The organism is Phytohabitans flavus (assembly GCF_011764545.1).
GTDB classification, from domain to species: Bacteria; Actinomycetota; Actinomycetes; order Mycobacteriales; family Micromonosporaceae; genus Phytohabitans; species Phytohabitans flavus.
Window position 1 is genome coordinate 5750079 of sequence record NZ_AP022870.1, and the last position, 16881, is coordinate 5766959.

General features: G+C 72.7%; 18 protein-coding genes and 1 pseudogene. 8 read left to right on the forward strand and 11 right to left on the reverse strand.

The genetic code is table 11. The annotated features are described in order from the left end of the window. Positions 1 to 3: 3 nt before the first annotated feature. Positions 4 to 1119 (reverse strand): glycerate kinase family protein, encoded by a 1116-nt coding sequence (locus Pflav_RS25150; RefSeq protein ID WP_173038721.1) that lies wholly within the window; start codon positions 1117 to 1119, stop codon positions 4 to 6. Positions 1120 to 1178: 59 nt separating this feature from the next. Between Pflav_RS25150 and nadA the strand changes: the two genes are divergently transcribed. The 5 genes from nadA to Pflav_RS46190 all read left to right on the forward strand — a co-directional run bounded on the left by nadA (position 1179) and on the right by Pflav_RS46190 (position 5684). Further along, positions 1179 to 2348, forward strand: a complete 1170-nt coding sequence (gene nadA, locus Pflav_RS25155; protein WP_173038722.1) for a quinolinate synthase NadA — start codon at positions 1179 to 1181, stop codon at positions 2346 to 2348. Positions 2349 to 2497: 149 nt separating this feature from the next. Further along, positions 2498 to 3856 (forward strand): UDP-N-acetylglucosamine 1-carboxyvinyltransferase, encoded by a 1359-nt coding sequence (gene murA, locus Pflav_RS25160; RefSeq protein WP_173038724.1) that lies wholly within the window; start codon positions 2498 to 2500, stop codon positions 3854 to 3856. Between the two features lie 19 nt (positions 3857 to 3875). After that, a complete protein-coding gene (locus Pflav_RS25165) occupies positions 3876 to 4514 on the forward strand; it encodes a DUF3043 domain-containing protein (protein ID WP_173038726.1) in 639 nt (212 codons plus the stop codon). A 3-nt stretch (positions 4515 to 4517) separates the two neighbouring features. Next, positions 4518 to 5165 carry a DUF2461 domain-containing protein gene (locus Pflav_RS46185; RefSeq protein ID WP_232071888.1) on the forward strand — a complete coding sequence of 216 codons (648 nt, stop codon included), beginning with the start codon at positions 4518 to 4520 and terminating at the stop codon, positions 5163 to 5165. Between the two features lie 228 nt (positions 5166 to 5393). Next, entirely contained in the window at positions 5394 to 5684 is a 291-nt protein-coding gene (locus Pflav_RS46190) for a hypothetical protein (protein ID WP_232071889.1), read from the forward strand. Here the strand turns inward: Pflav_RS46190 and Pflav_RS46195 are convergent. From Pflav_RS46195 to Pflav_RS25195, 7 genes and pseudogenes are all read right to left on the reverse strand, one after another. After that, a complete protein-coding gene (locus Pflav_RS46195) occupies positions 5681 to 5941 on the reverse strand; it encodes a hypothetical protein (protein ID WP_232071890.1) in 261 nt (86 codons plus the stop codon). The two genes, Pflav_RS46190 and Pflav_RS46195, sit on opposite strands and share 4 nt — an antisense overlap. Before the next feature lie 32 nt (positions 5942 to 5973). Next, a pseudogene (locus tag Pflav_RS48945) lies at positions 5974 to 7368 on the reverse strand (adenylate/guanylate cyclase domain-containing protein); the annotation flags it as partial. Further along, positions 7262 to 7909: a response regulator transcription factor gene (locus tag Pflav_RS25175; RefSeq protein WP_173038730.1), complete on the reverse strand. Its 648-nt coding sequence runs from the start codon at positions 7907 to 7909 to the stop codon at positions 7262 to 7264. The gene Pflav_RS25175 and the pseudogene Pflav_RS48945, both read right to left, overlap by 107 nt. Before the next feature lie 71 nt (positions 7910 to 7980). Continuing rightward, positions 7981 to 9975 carry a sensor histidine kinase gene (locus tag Pflav_RS25180; RefSeq protein ID WP_232071891.1) on the reverse strand — a complete coding sequence of 665 codons (1995 nt, stop codon included), beginning with the start codon at positions 9973 to 9975 and terminating at the stop codon, positions 7981 to 7983. A gap of 63 nt (positions 9976 to 10038) precedes the next feature. Further along, positions 10039 to 10515 carry a hypothetical protein gene (locus tag Pflav_RS25185; RefSeq protein WP_173038732.1) on the reverse strand — a complete coding sequence of 159 codons (477 nt, stop codon included), beginning with the start codon at positions 10513 to 10515 and terminating at the stop codon, positions 10039 to 10041. A 188-nt stretch (positions 10516 to 10703) separates the two neighbouring features. Beyond that, a complete protein-coding gene (locus Pflav_RS25190; RefSeq protein WP_173038734.1) occupies positions 10704 to 11012 on the reverse strand; it encodes an AzlD domain-containing protein in 309 nt (102 codons plus the stop codon). Then, positions 11012 to 11632, reverse strand: a complete 621-nt coding sequence (locus Pflav_RS25195) for an AzlC family ABC transporter permease (RefSeq protein ID WP_232071892.1) — start codon at positions 11630 to 11632, stop codon at positions 11012 to 11014. Before Pflav_RS25195 ends, Pflav_RS25190 begins: the two co-directional genes overlap by 1 nt. Before the next feature lie 99 nt (positions 11633 to 11731). Here Pflav_RS25195 and Pflav_RS25200 point away from each other — a divergent pair, with 99 nt between their 5' ends. Then, on the forward strand, positions 11732 to 12292 hold the full coding sequence (locus Pflav_RS25200; protein ID WP_173038737.1) for a helix-turn-helix domain-containing protein: 561 nt from the start codon (positions 11732 to 11734) through the stop codon (positions 12290 to 12292). Here the strand turns inward: Pflav_RS25200 and Pflav_RS25205 are convergent. Genes Pflav_RS25205 through Pflav_RS25215 form a run of 3 tightly spaced genes read right to left on the reverse strand, consistent with a single transcriptional unit; the run spans position 12273 to position 14819 of the window. Further along, entirely contained in the window at positions 12273 to 13223 is a 951-nt protein-coding gene (locus Pflav_RS25205) for an ABC transporter ATP-binding protein (protein WP_173038739.1), read from the reverse strand. The genes Pflav_RS25200 and Pflav_RS25205 overlap by 20 nt on opposite strands. After that, positions 13220 to 14020 (reverse strand): ABC transporter permease, encoded by an 801-nt coding sequence (locus Pflav_RS25210; protein ID WP_173038742.1) that lies wholly within the window; start codon positions 14018 to 14020, stop codon positions 13220 to 13222. The genes Pflav_RS25205 and Pflav_RS25210 overlap by 4 nt, the downstream gene beginning before the upstream one ends. Continuing rightward, complete coding sequence (locus tag Pflav_RS25215; protein ID WP_232071893.1) at positions 14013 to 14819, reverse strand: ABC transporter permease; 807 nt, start codon at positions 14817 to 14819, stop codon at positions 14013 to 14015. The genes Pflav_RS25210 and Pflav_RS25215 overlap by 8 nt, the downstream gene beginning before the upstream one ends. A 225-nt stretch (positions 14820 to 15044) precedes the next feature. On the opposite strand from Pflav_RS25215, the gene Pflav_RS25220 reads away from it, so the two are divergent. Both Pflav_RS25220 and Pflav_RS25225 read left to right on the forward strand, forming a co-directional pair. Then, positions 15045 to 15983 (forward strand): hypothetical protein, encoded by a 939-nt coding sequence (locus Pflav_RS25220; protein ID WP_173038746.1) that lies wholly within the window; start codon positions 15045 to 15047, stop codon positions 15981 to 15983. Positions 15984 to 16256: 273 nt separating this feature from the next. Further along, a complete protein-coding gene (locus tag Pflav_RS25225; protein WP_173038748.1) occupies positions 16257 to 16445 on the forward strand; it encodes a hypothetical protein in 189 nt (62 codons plus the stop codon). Positions 16446 to 16881 lie beyond the last annotated feature (436 nt).

Sequence of the window (16881 nt, forward strand, 5' to 3'; positions counted from 1 at the left end):
CCCTCAGCGGCTCCACTGGCGGGCCAGGCGGGTGGCGATCTCGCGCAGGCCGTCGGCCGGGCGGGCCATTGCCTCTTCTTTGCTGCCGAAGTGCTCGGTCAGCGACCACGACTCGGTCACGCCGGCGGCGGCGGCCTCGCGGCGGCCGGCACTCACCTGACCGGCCACCACCAGGCACGGCAGGCCGCGATCGCGGGCGGTACCGGCCACGCCGGCCACCACCTTGCCGCGCAGCGACTGGAAGTCGAACGAGCCCTCGCCCGTGATCACCACGTCGGCGGCGTCGAACGCGGCGTCCAGGCCGATCAGGCGGTTGACCAGCGCGATACCCGACTCGCACCGGCCGCCCAGCGCCAGGATCGCGGCGCCCAGGCCGCCCGCGGCACCGGCGCCCGGCACGTTCGCCACGGCGGACGGGCAGGTGGGGAGTGCCTCGAGCACCCCAGCCCACCGTTCCAGGGCGGAGTCGAGCAGCATGATGTCCTCGCGGGTCGCGCCCTTCTGCGGGCCGTACACGTTCGAGGCTCCGTGCAGCCCGGTCAGCGGGTTGTCCACATCCGTCGCGGCGACCAGCTCCACGTCGCGCAGCCTCGGCGTGTCGCCCAGCCCAGCGACCGCGACAAGCGCCGCACCGCCGTACGGCAGCGCGTACCCGGATTCGTCCACCGGCGGCGCGCCCAGCGCGGCGAGCATGCCGGCGCCGCCGTCGTTCGTCGCGGAACCGCCCAGCCCGACCACGACGGTGCGGGCGCCGTTCTCGACCGCGTGCGCGATCAGAGTCCCCAGGCCGTACGAGGTAGCCCGCCGGACATCGCGCTCGGCGGGGTCGACAAGGTGCAGGCCGCACGCCTGCGCGCTCTCCACGTACGCGGTGTCGCCCACCACCAGCACCGATCCGGCCGCCGGGCGGCCCAGCGGGTCGACCGTCTCCACCGGCACCACGCGGCCGGGCAGGGCCTCGGCGAGGACATCGACGAAGCCGGGACCGCCGTCCGACAGCGGCCGCGCCACCATCTCGTCGGCTGGGGCGGCCTCGCGCCAGCCCTCGGCGACCGCGGCGGCCACCTCGGTCGCGGACAGGGTACCGGCGAACTTGTCCGGGCAGATGAGTACACGCATGATTCCGCAGTGTGGCAGGACACAGCGTCGGGCCCGCGCTCGGGCGCATGATTAAGGACGTGACTTCCACGTGGATCGAGCCGTCGAGCACCGGTGCCGCCCTGTTGCTGCTGGGCCGGGGCAGTGACCCATCCGCCGAGAAGGGTGTGGAGTGTCCCGGCGAGCTGCCCTCGCCGAGCGACCCCACGCTTGTCGAGCGTGCCCAGCGGGCAAAGGCCGCGCTCGGCGACCGCCTGTTCGTACTGGGACACCACTACCAGCGCGACGAGGTGATCCAGTTCGCCGACGTGACCGGCGACTCCTTCAAGCTCGCGCGCGAGGCGGCGGCCCGGCCGGAGGCGGAGTTCATCGTCTTCTGCGGCGTGCACTTCATGGCCGAGAGCGCCGACATCCTCACCTCCGACACGCAGAAGGTGGTGCTCCCCGACCTCGGCGCCGGCTGCTCGATGGCCGACATGGCCGCGCTCCCCCAGGTGGAGACCGCGTGGGAGCTGCTGGAGGACCTCGGGATCGCGGAGTCGACGATCCCGGTCACGTACATGAACTCCTCGGCCGACATCAAGGGCTTCGTCGGCCGCAACAAGGGTGTGGTCTGCACCTCGTCCAACGCGAAGCGGGCGCTGACCTGGGCGTTCGAGCGGGGTGAGAAGGTTCTCTTCCTCCCCGACCAGCACCTGGGGCGCAATACCGCGGTCCTCGAGATGGGCTTCGACCTCGACGACTGCGTCCTCTACAACCCGCACAAGCCCAATGGCGGCCTCACGCCGGAGCAGCTGCGCGACGCCAAGATGATCCTGTGGCGGGGACACTGCTCGGTGCACGGGCGCTTCACGCTCGAGTGCGTGGAAGAGGTCCGCGAGCGGGTGCCGGGCGTCAACGTGCTGGTCCACCCCGAGTGCCGCCACGAGGTGGTCACGGCCGCCGACTACGTCGGCTCGACCGAGTACATCATCAAGGCCATCGACGCCGCGCCGGCCGGCTCGGCGTGGGCGGTGGGGACGGAGCTCAATCTGGTACGGCGTCTCGCCAACGCCCACCCGGACAAGCAGATCATGTTCCTGGACCGGAATGTCTGCTACTGCTCCACCATGAACCGCATCGACCTGCCGCACCTCGTGTGGGCGCTGGAGGAGCTGGCCGCCGGGCGGCTGGTCAACCAGATCACGGTGGACGCCGACACGGCACGCAACGCGCGTGTCGCGCTTGACCAGATGCTCGCCCTGCCGTAACGCTGTGTAGCTCGACGCTTACGGTCTCCCCGTTTCGTGCCACCTCATGCGGTGTGCACCCCGCCCGATAGGTCACGGAGCGCTATGCTCCTGGCGCGGCAATCGGGGGCAGAGTGCCGCACTAGGGGCCATCTGGTGGAGGTTGTGCGTTGACCGTCAATGACGTCCTGACCGTGCACGGCGGCACTCCGCTGCATGGGCGGATCCGAGTCCGCGGTGCCAAGAACCTCGTCTCCAAGGCGATGGTGGCGGCACTGCTGGGCGACGCGCCGAGCCGGCTGTACGACGTGCCGCGCATCCGCGACGTCGAGGTCGTGCGAGGCCTGCTGGAGCTGCACGGCGTCCGGGTCAGCGACGGTGCCGAGGACGGCGAGTTGGTCCTCGACCCGGCCAACGTGGAGAGCGCCACGACCGACGAGATCAACGTGCACGCCGGTTCGAGCCGCATCCCGATCCTCTTCTGCGGGCCGCTGCTGCACCGCCTGGGCCACGCGTTCATCCCGGACCTCGGCGGCTGCCACATCGGGCCGCGGCCGATCGACTTCCACATCCAGGCGCTGCGCCAGTTCGGCGCGGTCGTGGACAAGGCGCCCGAGGGCATGCACCTCACCGCGCCGACCGGGCTGCACGGCACCAAGCTGGAGCTGCCGTTCCCGAGCGTGGGCGCCACCGAGCAGGTGCTGCTGACCGCGGTCCTGGCCGAGGGTGTGACCGAGCTGCGCAATGCGGCCGTCGAGCCGGAGATCATCGACCTCATCTGCGTCCTCCAGAAGATGGGCGCGATCATCAAAGTGCACACCGACCGGGTCATCGAAATCCAGGGCGTGCCCCGCCTCGGCGGGTACACCCACCGCCCGATCCCGGACCGCATCGAGGCGGCCAGCTGGGCCGCGGCGGCGCTGGCCACCGGCGGCGACATCGAGGTGTACGGCGCCGAGCAGGTCGACATGATGACCTTCCTCAACGTCTTCCGCTCGGTCGGCGGGGCGTACGAGGTCACCGACATGCGCCCGCCGCGCGAGGGCAGCGCCGGCACGGAGGGCAAGATCCGCTTCTGGCACCCGGGCGGCGAGCTCCAGGCCGTGGCACTGGAGACCGACGTGCACCCCGGCTTCATGACCGACTGGCAGCAGCCGCTGGTCGTCGCGCTCACCCAGGCGCGCGGGCTGTCGATCGTGCACGAGACCGTGTACGAGCAGCGGCTCGGCTACACCGAGGCGCTCAACTCGATGGGCGCCACGATCCAGGTGTACCGCGACTGCCTGGGGGGCACCCCGTGCCGCTTCGGCCGGCGCGACTTCAAGCACTCCGCGGTGATCGCCGGGCCGAGCAAGCTGCACGCCGCCGACCTGGTCATCCCCGACCTGCGGGCCGGCTTCAGCCACCTGATCGCGGCGCTGGCGGCCGAGGGCACCTCCCGGGTGTACGGCGTCGACCTGATCAACCGGGGCTACGAAGACTTCGAAGCGAAGCTGGCCGCCCTGGGCGCGCACGCCGAGCGCGCCTGATCCCGGTACCCTCGTGAGCGTGCCGTCACTGTTCCGCCGCAAGCCCGCCGACGTCGTCGAGGACGAGTCGCCGGACGAGGTGATCTCGTCCGGCGAGGAGACCGAGCCCTCGCGCCCGAGGGGGTATACGCCGAGCAAGAAAGAGCTCGGCGTCGAGACCCCCAAGCGCGTCAGCTCCAACCGCCGCCGCGCGGCCGAGCCGGCCCCGGCCAACCGCCGCGAGGCGTATCGGCGGATGCGCGAAAAGCAGCGGGAGGACCGGGCCGAGGCCGCGGCCGGCATGCGGGCCGGTGACGAGCGTTACCTGCTCGCCCGCGACCGCGGCCCGGAGCGGCTGTTGGTGCGCAATATTGTCGACTCACGGCGCACGGTGGGCACGTGGTTCTTCGGCGGCGCGCTGATCGTGCTGATCGGCTCGTCAGCCGCGATGCCGCCTGCCGTGCGCCTGGTCTCCAACCTGCTGTGGGCGGCCTTGGCGCTCGGCGTGGTGGTCGACTCCGTGCTGATCTCGCGCAAGGTCAAGCGCCTGGTCAGGGAGCGCTTCCCGAAGACGACCCAGCGGATGGGCTCGCTGTACCTCTACGCGATCACCCGCTCGATCACCTTCCGCCGGATGCGCACGCCGAAGCCCAAGGTGCAGATCGGCGACGCGGTCTAGACCGTGGCGTTCGCCGGCTTTCCAGCCGAGGCCTTCGCGTTCTACGAGGGGCTCGAGGCGGACAACTCGAAGACGTACTGGACCGCGCACAAAGAGGTGTACGACACCTGCGTGCGCGGTCCGATGGACGCGCTGGCGGCGGAGCTGGCGCCCGTGGTGCGGGCCGAGCCAAAGGTCTTCCGCCCGCACCGGGACGTGCGCTTCTCCAAGGACAAGTCGCCCTACAAGACCCATCAGGGGGCGTTCTTCGAGGTGGCCAGCGGCGTCGGCTACTACCTGCACGTCGACGCCGAGGGCCTGTTTACGGCGGCCGGGTTTTACGCGCACACGCGCGACCAGACGGCACGCTTTCGGGCCGCTGTTGACGCGCCCGGCACCGGCGTCGAGCTGGAGAAGATCGTGCGGACGCTGACCCGCCAGGGCTTCGAGCCCGCCGGCGACCGGGTGAAGACGCGGCCGCGCGGCTGCCCGCCCGACCACCCGCGCCTTGAGCTGATGCGGCACGAGGCCCTGACCGCCGGACGCCGCCATGCCGCGGGTCCGGAGCTGGAGGGGCGCGCCTCCTTCGACCTCGTACGCGCCGACTGGCGGCGCCTGCGCCCGCTCGTCGACTGGGTGGAGACAAACGTCGGCCCGTTCGAGATGGAGTAGCGGGGCTCGCCCTCTGGGCTCGGCACAGCCCGGCGAGGATCGCGCAGCCGGCCCTGGCGCGGTCCGCGCCAGCCGTCTGCTCGGGCGGCCAGCCGCGCGCTCCGCTCCCGCTGCGGGCGCTGCGGGCCGGCCGCCCGATGCTTGGGTAACTCCCGGCCAACCCGCGACCGTGGAGAAGCGCCAGGTGTTGGCGGCCAGTGCCTGGGCGAGCGCGGAGGCGGCCACCCAGTGCCGGGTCCGAGCCGCCGGCTGGCCAGGCCGGAGCGCGGCCCGCCAGTGGTGCCCGGCCCGCACCGCGCGGGGCAGGCGCGCGTAGACGACCTGGCGAACGGCCGGGTCGGCGAACGCGTACCCAGCACCGGGCCGCGGCACCAGCAGGTCGCCAAGCCGGGCGAACGCCGCCCGCACCGCGACCGGCTCCCCGTCCAGCAGTGCCGCGACCGCCTCCGCGGAAATCGGGTCGTCGAGGGTCGCGGCGGCTCCGAGCACCGCGGCGTCCCGCTCGTCCAGCCGGCCTAGGCGGGCGGAGGCGATACCGCGCACGCGCGGGGCAGCGGCGGCTCACCCTGCTCCGGCCAGCCGTCCACGGCGACCGCGCGCGCGTACTCAGCGGCGTAGCCGGGAATGCCGCCGCACAGCGGGACGAGGCGCCCGGCCAGGTGCCGGGGCGAGCGAGACCGGTCGAGGAGGTGCCGCAGCAGTTGTTCGGTGTCGGCCTGCCCCAGCGGCCCGAGCACGACAGCCGGCGCCGCCGAAGGGGCGCGGTCTGTGGCCACGACGGCAAGTGGCAGGGGCCGAGCCGTCCGGGAAGCTCGGCCACGAACGCCCGGGTCGCCGGGTCGGCCAGGTGCATGTCGTCGAGGAGCAGCGCCAGCGGGGCGCGGGCCGCGCCACCCCGGAAGACCGCCAGCAACGCCGCCTCGACGGCCGGGTCACGCCCCACGGACGCCGCGGTTGCGGGCAGCGCGGACGCTGTGGGAGCAACCAGCCGGGAGAGTCCGTCCAGGACGGACGCCAGCTCGCCGGACGCCACAAGGTCGCCGGCCCACGCGCGGAGGCGGCTGCGCACGGCGGCCGGGCCGCTCGACTCCGCCAGTCTGGCCTGGCGGCGGACCAGGTCGGCCAGCGGCGAATACCGGCCGCCGCATGGCGTGCCGTAGCCCACCCACCACCGCGCGCCGGCCGTCGCGAGCGCCTCGCGGGCCAGCCGGGACTTGCCGACCCCGGCGGGGCCGGTCACCCAGACGAGCGCGGGCACCCGCTCGCCGAAGGCCCGCGCCACCCGATCGACCACAGTGGACAAATCGGCGTCGCGGCCGACGAGTGGGACGGAACGGTCGGGCGCGGCCGGCGATACCGGGGCGAGGGCCCGCCACACGTCGACGGGCGCGGGCTTGCCTGCCGGGGTGATCGCGGGAAGCGGCGCGTAGTGCACCCACGGCCCGGTGGCGCCCCGCGTCGCGGCGGTGACCACGACCGTGCCCGGCGCCGCGTGGGTCTGCACCCGGGCCGCGGTGTTGACGACGTCGCCGCAGACCAGTGCCTGTCCCCCGTCGCGCACGGCGGCGAGGTCGACGACGACCTCGCCGGTGGCCACCCCGACCCGGGCCCGCAGCGCCGTGCCGTCGGGCCAGGTGAGACCGGCGAGCTCGCGCTGCACGTGCAGACCGGCGAGCACCGCCCGGAACGCGTCGTACTCATCGGAGTCGGGCGCGCCGAAGACGGCGAGCACCGCGTCGCCGATGTACTTCTCCACCACGCCCCGCCAGCGACGGATGGCGCGGGTGACGCGGCTGAAGTACTCCCGCTGGAGGGCGCGCACGTCCTCCGGATCGAGGCGGTCGGCGCGGCGGGTGAAGCCGACCAGATCCACGAAGAGAACGCTGACCCAGCGCCGCTCATCCCGGCCGGCCGGCGCATCGGCCGGCGAGAGGCGGAAAGCCGGGGAGCGGTCGCCACGGGACCACGTCATGGCAATCATGATTGGCCCGGAGCTGTCCCGAATCGAAGGTACCCATGTCCCGAAGCCCGTGGCCGGACGGCGCCAATAAGTCGTCGTATCAGAAGTGGCGGTAGTGCCTCCCCCGTGGGGAGGCCTAGCCTTCGATGCCGGCGTCGCGGGCTCGGAGGGCGGCTTGGACGCGGCTGTCCACGCCCAGCTTTTCGAAGACCCCGGTGAGGTAGTTGCGCACGGTCTTTTCATTGAGACGCAGGCCGCGGCCGATCTCCGCGTTGGTGGCGCCGCGGACCAGGCCGGCGAGGATCTTGCGCTCCTGCGGGGTCAGCTTGTCGAACGGCGGCGGCAGCTGGGTGGGGGTGCCCTGAAGCGTGGTCAGCACCTCAGGCCCCACCTTCGGGCCGAGCACCACGCCACCGTCGGCCACGGTGCGGAGCGCGTCGACGATCGTGTCGGGCTCGGTGTCCTTGAGCACGTATCCCCTGGCACCCGCCTTCAGCGCCCGCGCCACCTTGTCCTTGTCGTCGTAGAGCGTGACGATCAGCACCCGGACGCCCGGGCAGAGGGTCACGATGCGCCGGGTCGCCTCGATACCGTCGCCGTCCGGCAGGTTGATATCCATGGCGACGACCTGAGCCTGGTGGCTGACCGCCTCGCGGACGGCCTCCTCCACAGTGGACGCTTCGGCCACGCTGCCCACCCAGTCCTCGTGTTCGAGCATCGCCCGGAGCCCGCGCCGCACGACAGGGTGGTCGTCGACGATCAGCACCCGGCAACGCGGCAGCACGTTTCACCTCGGCGGCAAGGACGGCAGTGGCCGTCCGCATGTTATCGCCGGGAAAGCCGGAATGCGTACCCTCAAACGGGAGAATCGGCATCTCTCCGGGCGCGTCGCCCAATCGGGATCGGGAGCTGCACCCGGACAGCCGTGCCGCGCGCGTCGCCGGGTGTGACCACGCACTCACCGCCCAGCTCAGCGGCCCGCTCCCGCATGGACTCCAGGCCCACACCGATGTTCCCGTTGCCGCCGGACATGATACCGATGCCGTCGTCGATCACGTCGATGCTCAGCGCACGGTCGGCGTCGATGGTGATGCGACAGCTCTCCGCTTTGGCATGCTTTACGACATTGGTCAGGGCCTCGCTGACGATGCGGTACGCCGCCACCTCGATCGCCGCCGGCAGGCCGTCGAGATGCGCGGCCACGTGCAGGTCCACGCTGAGCGAGGCGCTGTGGAAGCGCTGGCACTGGGCGCGCAGCGCGGCCTCCAGCCCCCGGTCCAGCTCGGCCGGGCGGTGCAGGTGGTCCAGCAGCTGCCGCACCTCGGATCGGCACGTCTGGAGGTCGGAATTCATGTCCTCGAGGATCCGGCTCACCCGGTCCGGCTCGCTCGCCGCCTTCCGGGCCGCCCGCACCTGCATACCGATACCGGTCAGCGCGGGCCCCACGCCGTCGTGCAGGTCGCGACGCAGCCGCTTGCGCTCCTCCTCGCGTGCGGTGATCAGCCGCTCGCGGGAATCCTGAAGGTCACGGATGAGCCGGGTGGCCTCGGTCACCGCCGCGAAGTACTGCGCCACGTCGCCGAGCAGTCGCCGCTCCCGCTGGCTGAACCTGTCGCCCACGCCCCGGGTCGCGACAAGCAGCTGGCCGAGCGTCTCGCCGCGCGCGACCATGTCGAACTCCTCCAGGTACGTACCGGTGCGCCCGTGCTCGGCGACCAGCCGCGGCCCGTCCGGCGTGGCCACCCGCACCGCCACGTACGGGACCCGGAGCGAACCCGCGATCGCACTGCTGAGCAGCGGCAGCATCGCGTCCGGGTCGGTGGTCTTCCCGTGCAGGTCGGCGAGGTCGATGATCACCTTGTACGGGTCGTCGCGCTGGCCATACAGCAGGCGGTCGACGATGCGCTGCACCCGCCGGCGGACCGGCTCGAAGGTAACCGCGATCATGCCGGTCGCGACCAGCGAGGCGTTCGATGTACTGCCGTGCATGACCAGGTCGCGCAGGATCGCCACGATCGCCACGAACCCGCCGATCAGCAGCAGGCTCATCACCAGCCACACGACCGAACGGTTGATCACGCGGTCGAGGTCGTACAGCCGGTAGCGCAGCACGGCCACGGTCATCGCCAGCGGCACGACGGCCGCGGCCAGCGCCCACGACCCGGCCAGGCCGAAGCCCTCCAACACGAGCGCGACCGGGAAGAGCACGGCGGCGGGCAACAGGCAGGCCAGCTGCTGGCGGGTCTCACCGACGGACCGGCGCCACCGCACGACCAGCGAGGCCACGACGCCGACCAGGCCGGCGCCCACCGCGAGCACCGCCACCTTCGCCACCTGGTCGAGCACCTGCGCCCGGCCGGTGAGCGTGGTGCCCGCACTGGTGACCAGGTCGCGCGGGTGGTCGAGCGCGGCCACCGCGAGCGCCACCGCCACGACGGCCGTGGCACCCGCGATCCCGATCGCCAACACCCGCCAGCGCGGCGAGGGCAGCCGGCCGTCCGGGAAGTACAGCAGGGCGAGCACGAGAAGCCCCAGCGGCGGCCAGCCGGACCACTGGCTGAACCACGCGAACGGCAGCCAGCCCGCCCAGCTCGCCGCCACAAGTGACGCGCAGGCGACGGCGCCTGCCGCGAACATGAGCCGACCAACCGGGTGCCGCGGGACGCCGGCGAGGACCAGCGCGCCCAGCGGTGCGAACACCGCCAGGCCCGCCGTCAGCACCAGCGCCCGCAGCCCGATCGCACGGTCGTCGAGCAACTGTCCAATGAGCACAAGCAGCACGACTGCCATCCCGGCGGCCACGGCGGCAGCCCGCCGGGGCTTTCGTCGCGCGCCGGGAATGCCACCCATCACGCCTCCAACCGAACGCCGATCACCACCGCACGCGGGCGCTGCCAGACAGGCCCCTTACGGTCAGTGCGCCCAGAAGTTGTGCCACCAGCTGCCGTCGTGCCGCGGCTGGCGTCCGGCGTTAGCGTACGAGTGGGAGAAGATCGGTTCGAGTAGGACGTAGCAATCTGGCAGGCTCCGACCCTCCAGGACCGCGAGGTTGCTCAACGCCTCGTCCCTGGTCACCTTTGGCTGGTGCTTGGCGATGCGGGCGTCGACGCTGCTGGCCAGGTTGGCCCGGGTGGTGTAGAGCCGCTGCTGGACGCCCGCCGTGTCCGGCGGGTTGCCCGAGTCCTTGAAACCGGTCAGCGCCCCCGTGTCGCTGAGCACCGGCACAATCTTGCGGCCCTGCACGTCGAAGAACTCGACCGACTTGAGCTGGTCCGGCTTGATCTCCCGGGCGTCCAGAAGGCTCTGCACATCCCGATAGACGTGAACCATCGCGTTGTTGGTACCGACCACGAAGATTGGTCCCCCGCTAGCCTGCTTCGGACTTGTCATCGCGCGCTCCTCCCGATCGGTGAGAACCGTCCATTGGAGACTCGCCCGCAACTAGTCCCGGCGGCGCCCGACAGATGTCCCGCAACTTCCGGGACCCGCGCCCCCTTCCCCGTTGATCAGGGACTTGGTGGAGCGACGCGCCGCAGGACAAGCCCACCAAGTCCCTGATCAACGGCGAGGGGGTGGGGTTAGGGGACGCCGGCTAGGCGGAGCAGTGCGGCGGTCGTCGCCGCCGCGAGGACGACGACCACGAAGGGGGCCTTGCGCCAGGCCAGCAGCGCGCCTACCGCGACCCCCAGCGGGCGTGAGATGCCGGCGAACCCGCCGGAGTCGGTCAGCGTCGCCGTGCCGGCCAGCGCGGCCAGCAGCGCCGCGGCCGCGAGCGGCAGCATCCGCCGCAGCGGCGCGGGCAGGTCGAGCCGGTCGTGCAGCACCACGCCGGCCAGGCGGAAACCGTACGTACCGACCGCCAGCGCCACGATCACCGCGATGAGCATCAGGCTTTCCTCCGCATCAGCAGCAGGCCGCTCAGGGCGAGCAGCACCGGCAGGCCGGCCGGCAGCAGGGGCGTCGCGACCACGGCGACCGCCGCGCCGGCCAGCGCCACGTTCCGCGTCTCCTTGTCCCGCAACGAAGGCAGCAGCAGCGCGATCAACCCGGCCGGGAACGCCGCGTCCAGCCCCAACGCGTCCGTGTCGCCGACCGCCTCGCCCAGCAGCACGCCGAGCACCCCGCCGATGTTCCAGGAGACGAAGAGCGTCGCGCCGGTCATCCAGTACGCCCGGCTCCGGGTCGCCGGATCGGGCTGGGCCATCGTGAACGCGACCGACTCGTCGACGAGGATGTGGCTGCCGACCAGCCGGCGGCGCCAGCCGGTGCCCACCGCGTCCGCGATGGCCAGGCCGAAGGGCAGGTGGCGGGCGTTCAGCAGCAGGCCGGCGAAGACCGCGGCGAACGGGTTGCCGGCCGCGACCAGCCCCACCGCCATAAACTGGGCACCGCCGGCGAAGACCACCAGGGACATCGCGATGGCTGCCCAGGCCGGCAGCCCGGAGGCCACCGCGATCGCGCCGAACGACATGCCGACCGCGAACACCGCGAGGCCGATCGCGGCCACGTCCCGAACCAGTGAACGGTCAGTCGTTCGCTCTGCCGTACGCATAGTACAAAATAGTGAACACGTAGCCCGTGTTCGTCAAGTCGAACGGATCGGACGATGGACCGAACAGCACCGCCGCTCGCCACGATCGCCGCCGCGCTGCGCCGCGAGCGGGAGCGGGTCGGCATCTCCCTCACCGAGCTGGCCCGCCGCGCCGGGATCGCCAAGTCGACGCTCTCCCAGCTGGAAGCGGGCACCGGCAACCCCAGCGTGGAGACGCTCTGGTCGCTCGGGGTGGCGCTGGGCGTGCCGTTCAGCCGGCTGGTCGAGCCGCCCACCCCGCCGGTCCGGGTCATCCGCGCCGGCGAGGCGCCCGGGATCCGGTCGGAGCAGGCCGACTTCACCGGCATCCTGCTCTCCGTCGGCTCCCGGCACGCGCGGCGGGACATCTACCTGGTGGAGCTGGACCCGGGCGCGCTCCGGAACGCGCAGGCGCACATCCCGGGCAGCGTCGAGCACATGATCGTGGCGCGCGGACGGGTGCGCACGGGCCCGGCCAGCGAGCCGATCGAACTCCGCCCGGGTGACTACGCCGCGTTTCCCGGCGATGTGGAGCACGTGTACGAGGCGCTGGAGCCCGACACCCTCGTGGTGCTCGTCATGGAGCATCCGGACTGAGGTAGAGGCGGGTCACCACGTCCTCGATGTCGGGCTCCACGATGGTCAGGTCGCGGAGCGCGGGGAGGGCGGCCAGCCGCGCGATCACCGGCGCCACCGGACCGTCCACTGTGAACACGAGCCGCCGTCCGTCCGACTCGACCACCGCACCCTCCGGCGGCTCGCCGACCGGCTCGTCCAGGTCGACCACGACCCGGCGGCGCGAGCCGTACCGGGCGTGGAGCGCCTCGATGCTCCCGTCGTGTACTACCCGGCCGTGGTCGATCACGACGAGCCGCTGGCAGAGCCGCTCGATGTCGGCCAGGTCGTGCGTGGTGAGTACGAGCGTGACGTCGCCGCTCGCGCCCAGCTCGGCGAGGAACGAGCGGACCGCCTGCTTGCTCACCACGTCGAGCCCGATCGTCGGCTCGTCCAGGAAGAGCACCTCGGGGCCGTGCAGCAGCGCGGCGGTCAGCTCGCCACGCATCCGCTGCCCCAGCGACAGCTGGCGCACCGGCGTATCCATGAACTCGTCGAGGTCGAGCAGCCCGCGGCAGCGGGCTAGCCGGACGGCGTGCTCCGCGGCGGGCACCCGGTAGATGTGGCGGAGCAGGTCGAACGAGTCACGCAGCGGAAGGTCCCACCACAGCTGCGATCGCTGCCCGAAGACCACGCCGATCCGCCGCGCCAGCCGGGTGCGCTGTGGGACCGGGACCAGCCCACACACCCGCGCCTCGCCCGCCGACGGGGTGAGGATGCCGGTCAGCATCTTGAGCGTGGTGGACTTGCCCGCGCCGTTCGGCCCGATGTAGCCGAGCATCTCGCCGCGCTCCACCCGCAGGTCCACGCCGTCGACCGCGGCGACCACCCGTTTCTCCCGCCGCAGCCGCCCAGCCTTGACCCGTACCGTGAACTCCTTGCGCAACCCGTGCGCCGCGATGACCACCGTCATGACCCCGTACTCCGGTAGTGCCTGATGCCGACCCGCCACACGGCGCCAGCGGTCACCGCCGCGACCACCGCCACCGACGGCGCGGCGTAGCCCACCCAGCCGGGCAGCCCCAGCGGGTCGGCGCGGCCGAGGATCGCCAGCGCCGGGTAGTAGGCGACAAAGGCGAAGCCCATGCCGTACGCGAAGAGGCGGCGGAACCATCCACCGTAGACAGTTATCGGGTACGACGTGAAGTCGCGCCCGCCGTACGTGAACGCGCTGCCGATCTCCCCGGTCTCCACCCACCAGAACGACACCGTGGCGCTCACCACGAAGATGGCGGAGAAGAACACCGCGCCGGCCAGCGGGGCGATCACCACGAGCAGCACCCGCCCGGGCGTCCAGTCGATGCCGGCCGTTACCGCCGCGACGACGAGCACGCCGGTACCGAAGACACACCGCGACAGCTTCCGCAGCGGCAGGTCCATGAGCAGCAACTGGGGCAGGGCGCCGAGCGGGCGGATGAGGACCGCGTCGAGCAGCCCGGTGCGCACGTACAACTTGATCCGCTCGATGTTGCCGACGGCCAGGTCCGCGGTGGCGAACGCGCACGAGGAGAGCCCCACCATCAGCAGCGCCTCGTGGAACGTGAAGCTGCCGAGCGTACGGCTGATCCGGAAGAGTACGAGCACGGTCAACACGTCCATGACCGTGGCGAAGACGTTGGTGCTCAGCTCCAGCGCGAACGACGCGCGGTACGACGTGAGCGAGCGGGCCTGGCCACGGAAGAGCGCCGCGTACGGCCGCAGGTCAACCACCCTGGATCACCAGCTTCCGCTCGGCGCGCCGCTGCACCCGGTCGCACGCGGCGAGCAGCAGCACCACCCAGACCGCTTGCAGCGCGACAAGACCCGCCTGGACGACCGGCGGGTCCCGCTCCACGACCACGTCGAGCGGCGTCTGTAGCAGGCTCGGGAACGGTGTGCCCACCCACAGCGCCAGCGTGGCCCAGTCCGGCAGGAAGCGCAGCGGGAAGTACAGGCCGGCGAGCACACCGGAGCCGAGGGTCCAGGCGATCATCGGCCCGCGTACGTCGTGCAGCCAGTAGGCGGAGGCGTTGACCAGGTACCGGCAGGCGAAGCAGGCCAGCACCGCCAGGACGATCGAGACCACGAAGAGCGGGGCGGTGACCCACCGCCGGGGCAGGTACATGTCGAAGAAGATCAGGCCGGTCACCACCGGCGGGATGAACCGGGTGAGCGTGGCGTGACCGGCCCGTCCAATGTCGGTCGCCAGGTAGCTGAGCACAGGGTTGACCGGGCGCAGCAGGTCACCGGCCACGTCGCCGGTACGGATGCGGTCGGCGAGCTCGGTCCAGCCCCAGAGGAGTACCACGGCAAGCAGACCCTGCCCGACCCAGACGAAGGTGGCCAGTTGCGCGCGGTCGTAACCACCGGCCAGCCCTTGGGCCGTCGCGTCCGCGACGGCGAGCAACACATAGCAGCGGAGGAAGCCGAAGACCGTGTTGGTGAACGCGCCAGCGAAGGTGGCCTGACGATAGGTGGCGTAGCGCCGGAAACCCGATCCCGTTATGGCGGCAAATGTCCGAAAGGACACGACAACGTTTTGATGTACCCCCCGGCGGCCAGTGGCGTTGACCGAATCCACGCCGATACCCTCTTTCACGACCGCCAGCACCCGAGCCGGGCGACTCTACCCGGTGTGTGCGGGGGCAAAGCGATACATTTTCCGACGAGGTGAGATCGGCCGTGAGCGAAGCCATCAGGGGCTCGCGGCCTAGCGTGACCGCCAAACTTGGCCTTCACCTCCCGCGGGGGTGACATGAGCGACGACTTCCTCGGATACCGGCGCGGGCCAGACGAGCCCACGTGGATCCACGAGCGGACCGACGAGTGGGAGGCTCTCCACCCCAGCCTGCGGTATCCCGGAGACACGGGCCGCGACCAGCTGCCGCCGGAGGAGATCGACGACCTCGCCCCGCGCCGCCCGACTGCCTCGGGCCGCGGTTCCGCTTCCGTGCCGCCTCGATCCGGCACGGGTGTGTACCCGGCGAGCGCCCGCCCCGCCGACCTGCCGGCGGCCAAGCCGGTCTCGGCCGCCGAGGACCGCGGTCTTCCGGTGCCCCCACCGAGCGGCGGCGGTATCCGCTGGTCACCACCGCCCGCACCGGGCCGGCGCCCCGCCGCCGCACGCGGCCGTAGCCAGCCCGGCGACCCCGGCCCCGCGGCGCCCGTCGACCCTCGTGACGGGCAGCGCGGCCGTGGTGGTCCTGAGCAGGATCCGCGGTACGGCCCTGGCCGCCACGAGGAACGCCGACCCGCGGGCGGCCAGCGCGGTGACGAGCGCTGGCCCGGCTCGGACGGCGGCGCGCCCGGTCGCGGCCCCGGAGAGCCCCGGACGAGCGCTGGGCGGCGGAGGGTCGCGGCGGTACCGGTCGTGACGGCTGGGCCGAGGATGGCTGGGGCCAGGACCCCCGTCCCGTGTCCCCCGGCCGCGGCGGCCGCGGTAGCGCCCCGGTTCCGGGTGGAGCCACCGCCGGTCCTGGCACGGGAGGCGGCCGCGGCGTCGCACCTGGTCCGGGTATCCGCGGCGGTGCGTCAGGCCCCGGCACCCAAGGCGGCGGTCCTGGCGGGCGCGGCGGCCGGGACGAACGGTGGCCGGACGCGCCCAGCGACAGACGACCAGCCGCCGCTGGGCCCTCTACGCCGGACGACCGCTGGTCCGACACCGGCGCTGGCCCCGGGGCACGCGGCCGGGTAGACGAGCGCTGGTCCGACCCGGGCGCTGGCCCCGGCGGGCGCGGCCGGCCAGACGACCGCCGGTCCGAGGCGGGCGCTGGCTCTGGCGGACGCGGCCGGCCAGACGAGCGGCGGCCCGAGCCAGGCGCTGGCTCTGGCGGACGTGGTCGGCCAAACGAGCGTTGGTCGGACGCGGGCGCCACGCCTGGTGGACGCGGCGGCGCCGACGGGACATGGGGTGAACCCGGCGCCGGGTCGGGCGGGCGCGGACCGGCCGAGCGCTGGTCGGACGCGGGTGCGGCGCCCAGCGGACGCGGCGGCGGCGACATGGCACGGGGCGGTCCTGCCGCTGGCTCTGGCGGACGCGGCCGGCCAGACGAGCGCCGGTCCGAGCCGGGCGCCGGCTCTGGCGGACGCGGTCGGGCAGACGAGCGTTGGTCGGACGCGGCAGCCGCGCGCGGCGGACGCGGCGGCGCCGACGTGACATGGGGCGATCCTGACGCCGGACCGGGCGGGCGCGGACCGGCCGAGCGCTGGGATGACCCCGGTGCCGGAGCGGGTGGACGCGGGCCGGACGAGCGCCGGGGCGGTGACCGCCGGCAGCCGGCCGCGCGCGAGGGCTGGGGTGCTGAGCCGGCTGGCGGCCGGCCGGTGAGCGGGCCACCAGACGGTCGGTCCACTGCGGAGGCTGGCGGCGATCGCTGGGTCGGTCCAGGTGCCGGTGGCGACCGCCGAGCCGGACACCGGGACGAGGCGCGGGCGGCAGGCGAAAGCCGCCGTGCACCTGGCTTTGAAGGTGCTGGCGGCTTCGAGGGTGCCGGCTCTGAGGGTGCCGGCGGCCGTTCCGGCTGGGACACCGCTGCGGCGGCGGGCCGCGCGGCAGCGCCCGGTCGCGCGCAACCGCCGGTTCCGGGTCGCGG

Bases quoted from the DNA above. Each gene is read 5' to 3' on its own strand.
- Pflav_RS25150 (WP_173038721.1), bottom strand. From the start codon at position 1,119: ATGCGTGTACTCATCTGCCCGGACAAGTTCGCCGGTACCCTGTCCGCG.
- Pflav_RS25220 (WP_173038746.1), top strand. From the start codon at position 15,045: ATGAGCGACGACTTCCTCGGATACCGGCGCGGGCCAGACGAGCCCACG.
- Pflav_RS25190 (WP_173038734.1), bottom strand. From the start codon at position 11,012: ATGCTCATCGCGGTGATCGTGGCGCTGGCGGTCGGTACGTACGGTTTC.
- Pflav_RS25205 (WP_173038739.1), bottom strand. From the start codon at position 13,223: ATGACGGTGGTCATCGCGGCGCACGGGTTGCGCAAGGAGTTCACGGTA.
- Pflav_RS25200 (WP_173038737.1), top strand. From the start codon at position 11,732: ATGGACCGAACAGCACCGCCGCTCGCCACGATCGCCGCCGCGCTGCGC.
- Pflav_RS25185 (WP_173038732.1), bottom strand. From the start codon at position 10,515: ATGACAAGTCCGAAGCAGGCTAGCGGGGGACCAATCTTCGTGGTCGGT.
- Pflav_RS25180 (WP_232071891.1), bottom strand. From the start codon at position 9,975: ATGGGTGGCATTCCCGGCGCGCGACGAAAGCCCCGGCGGGCTGCCGCC.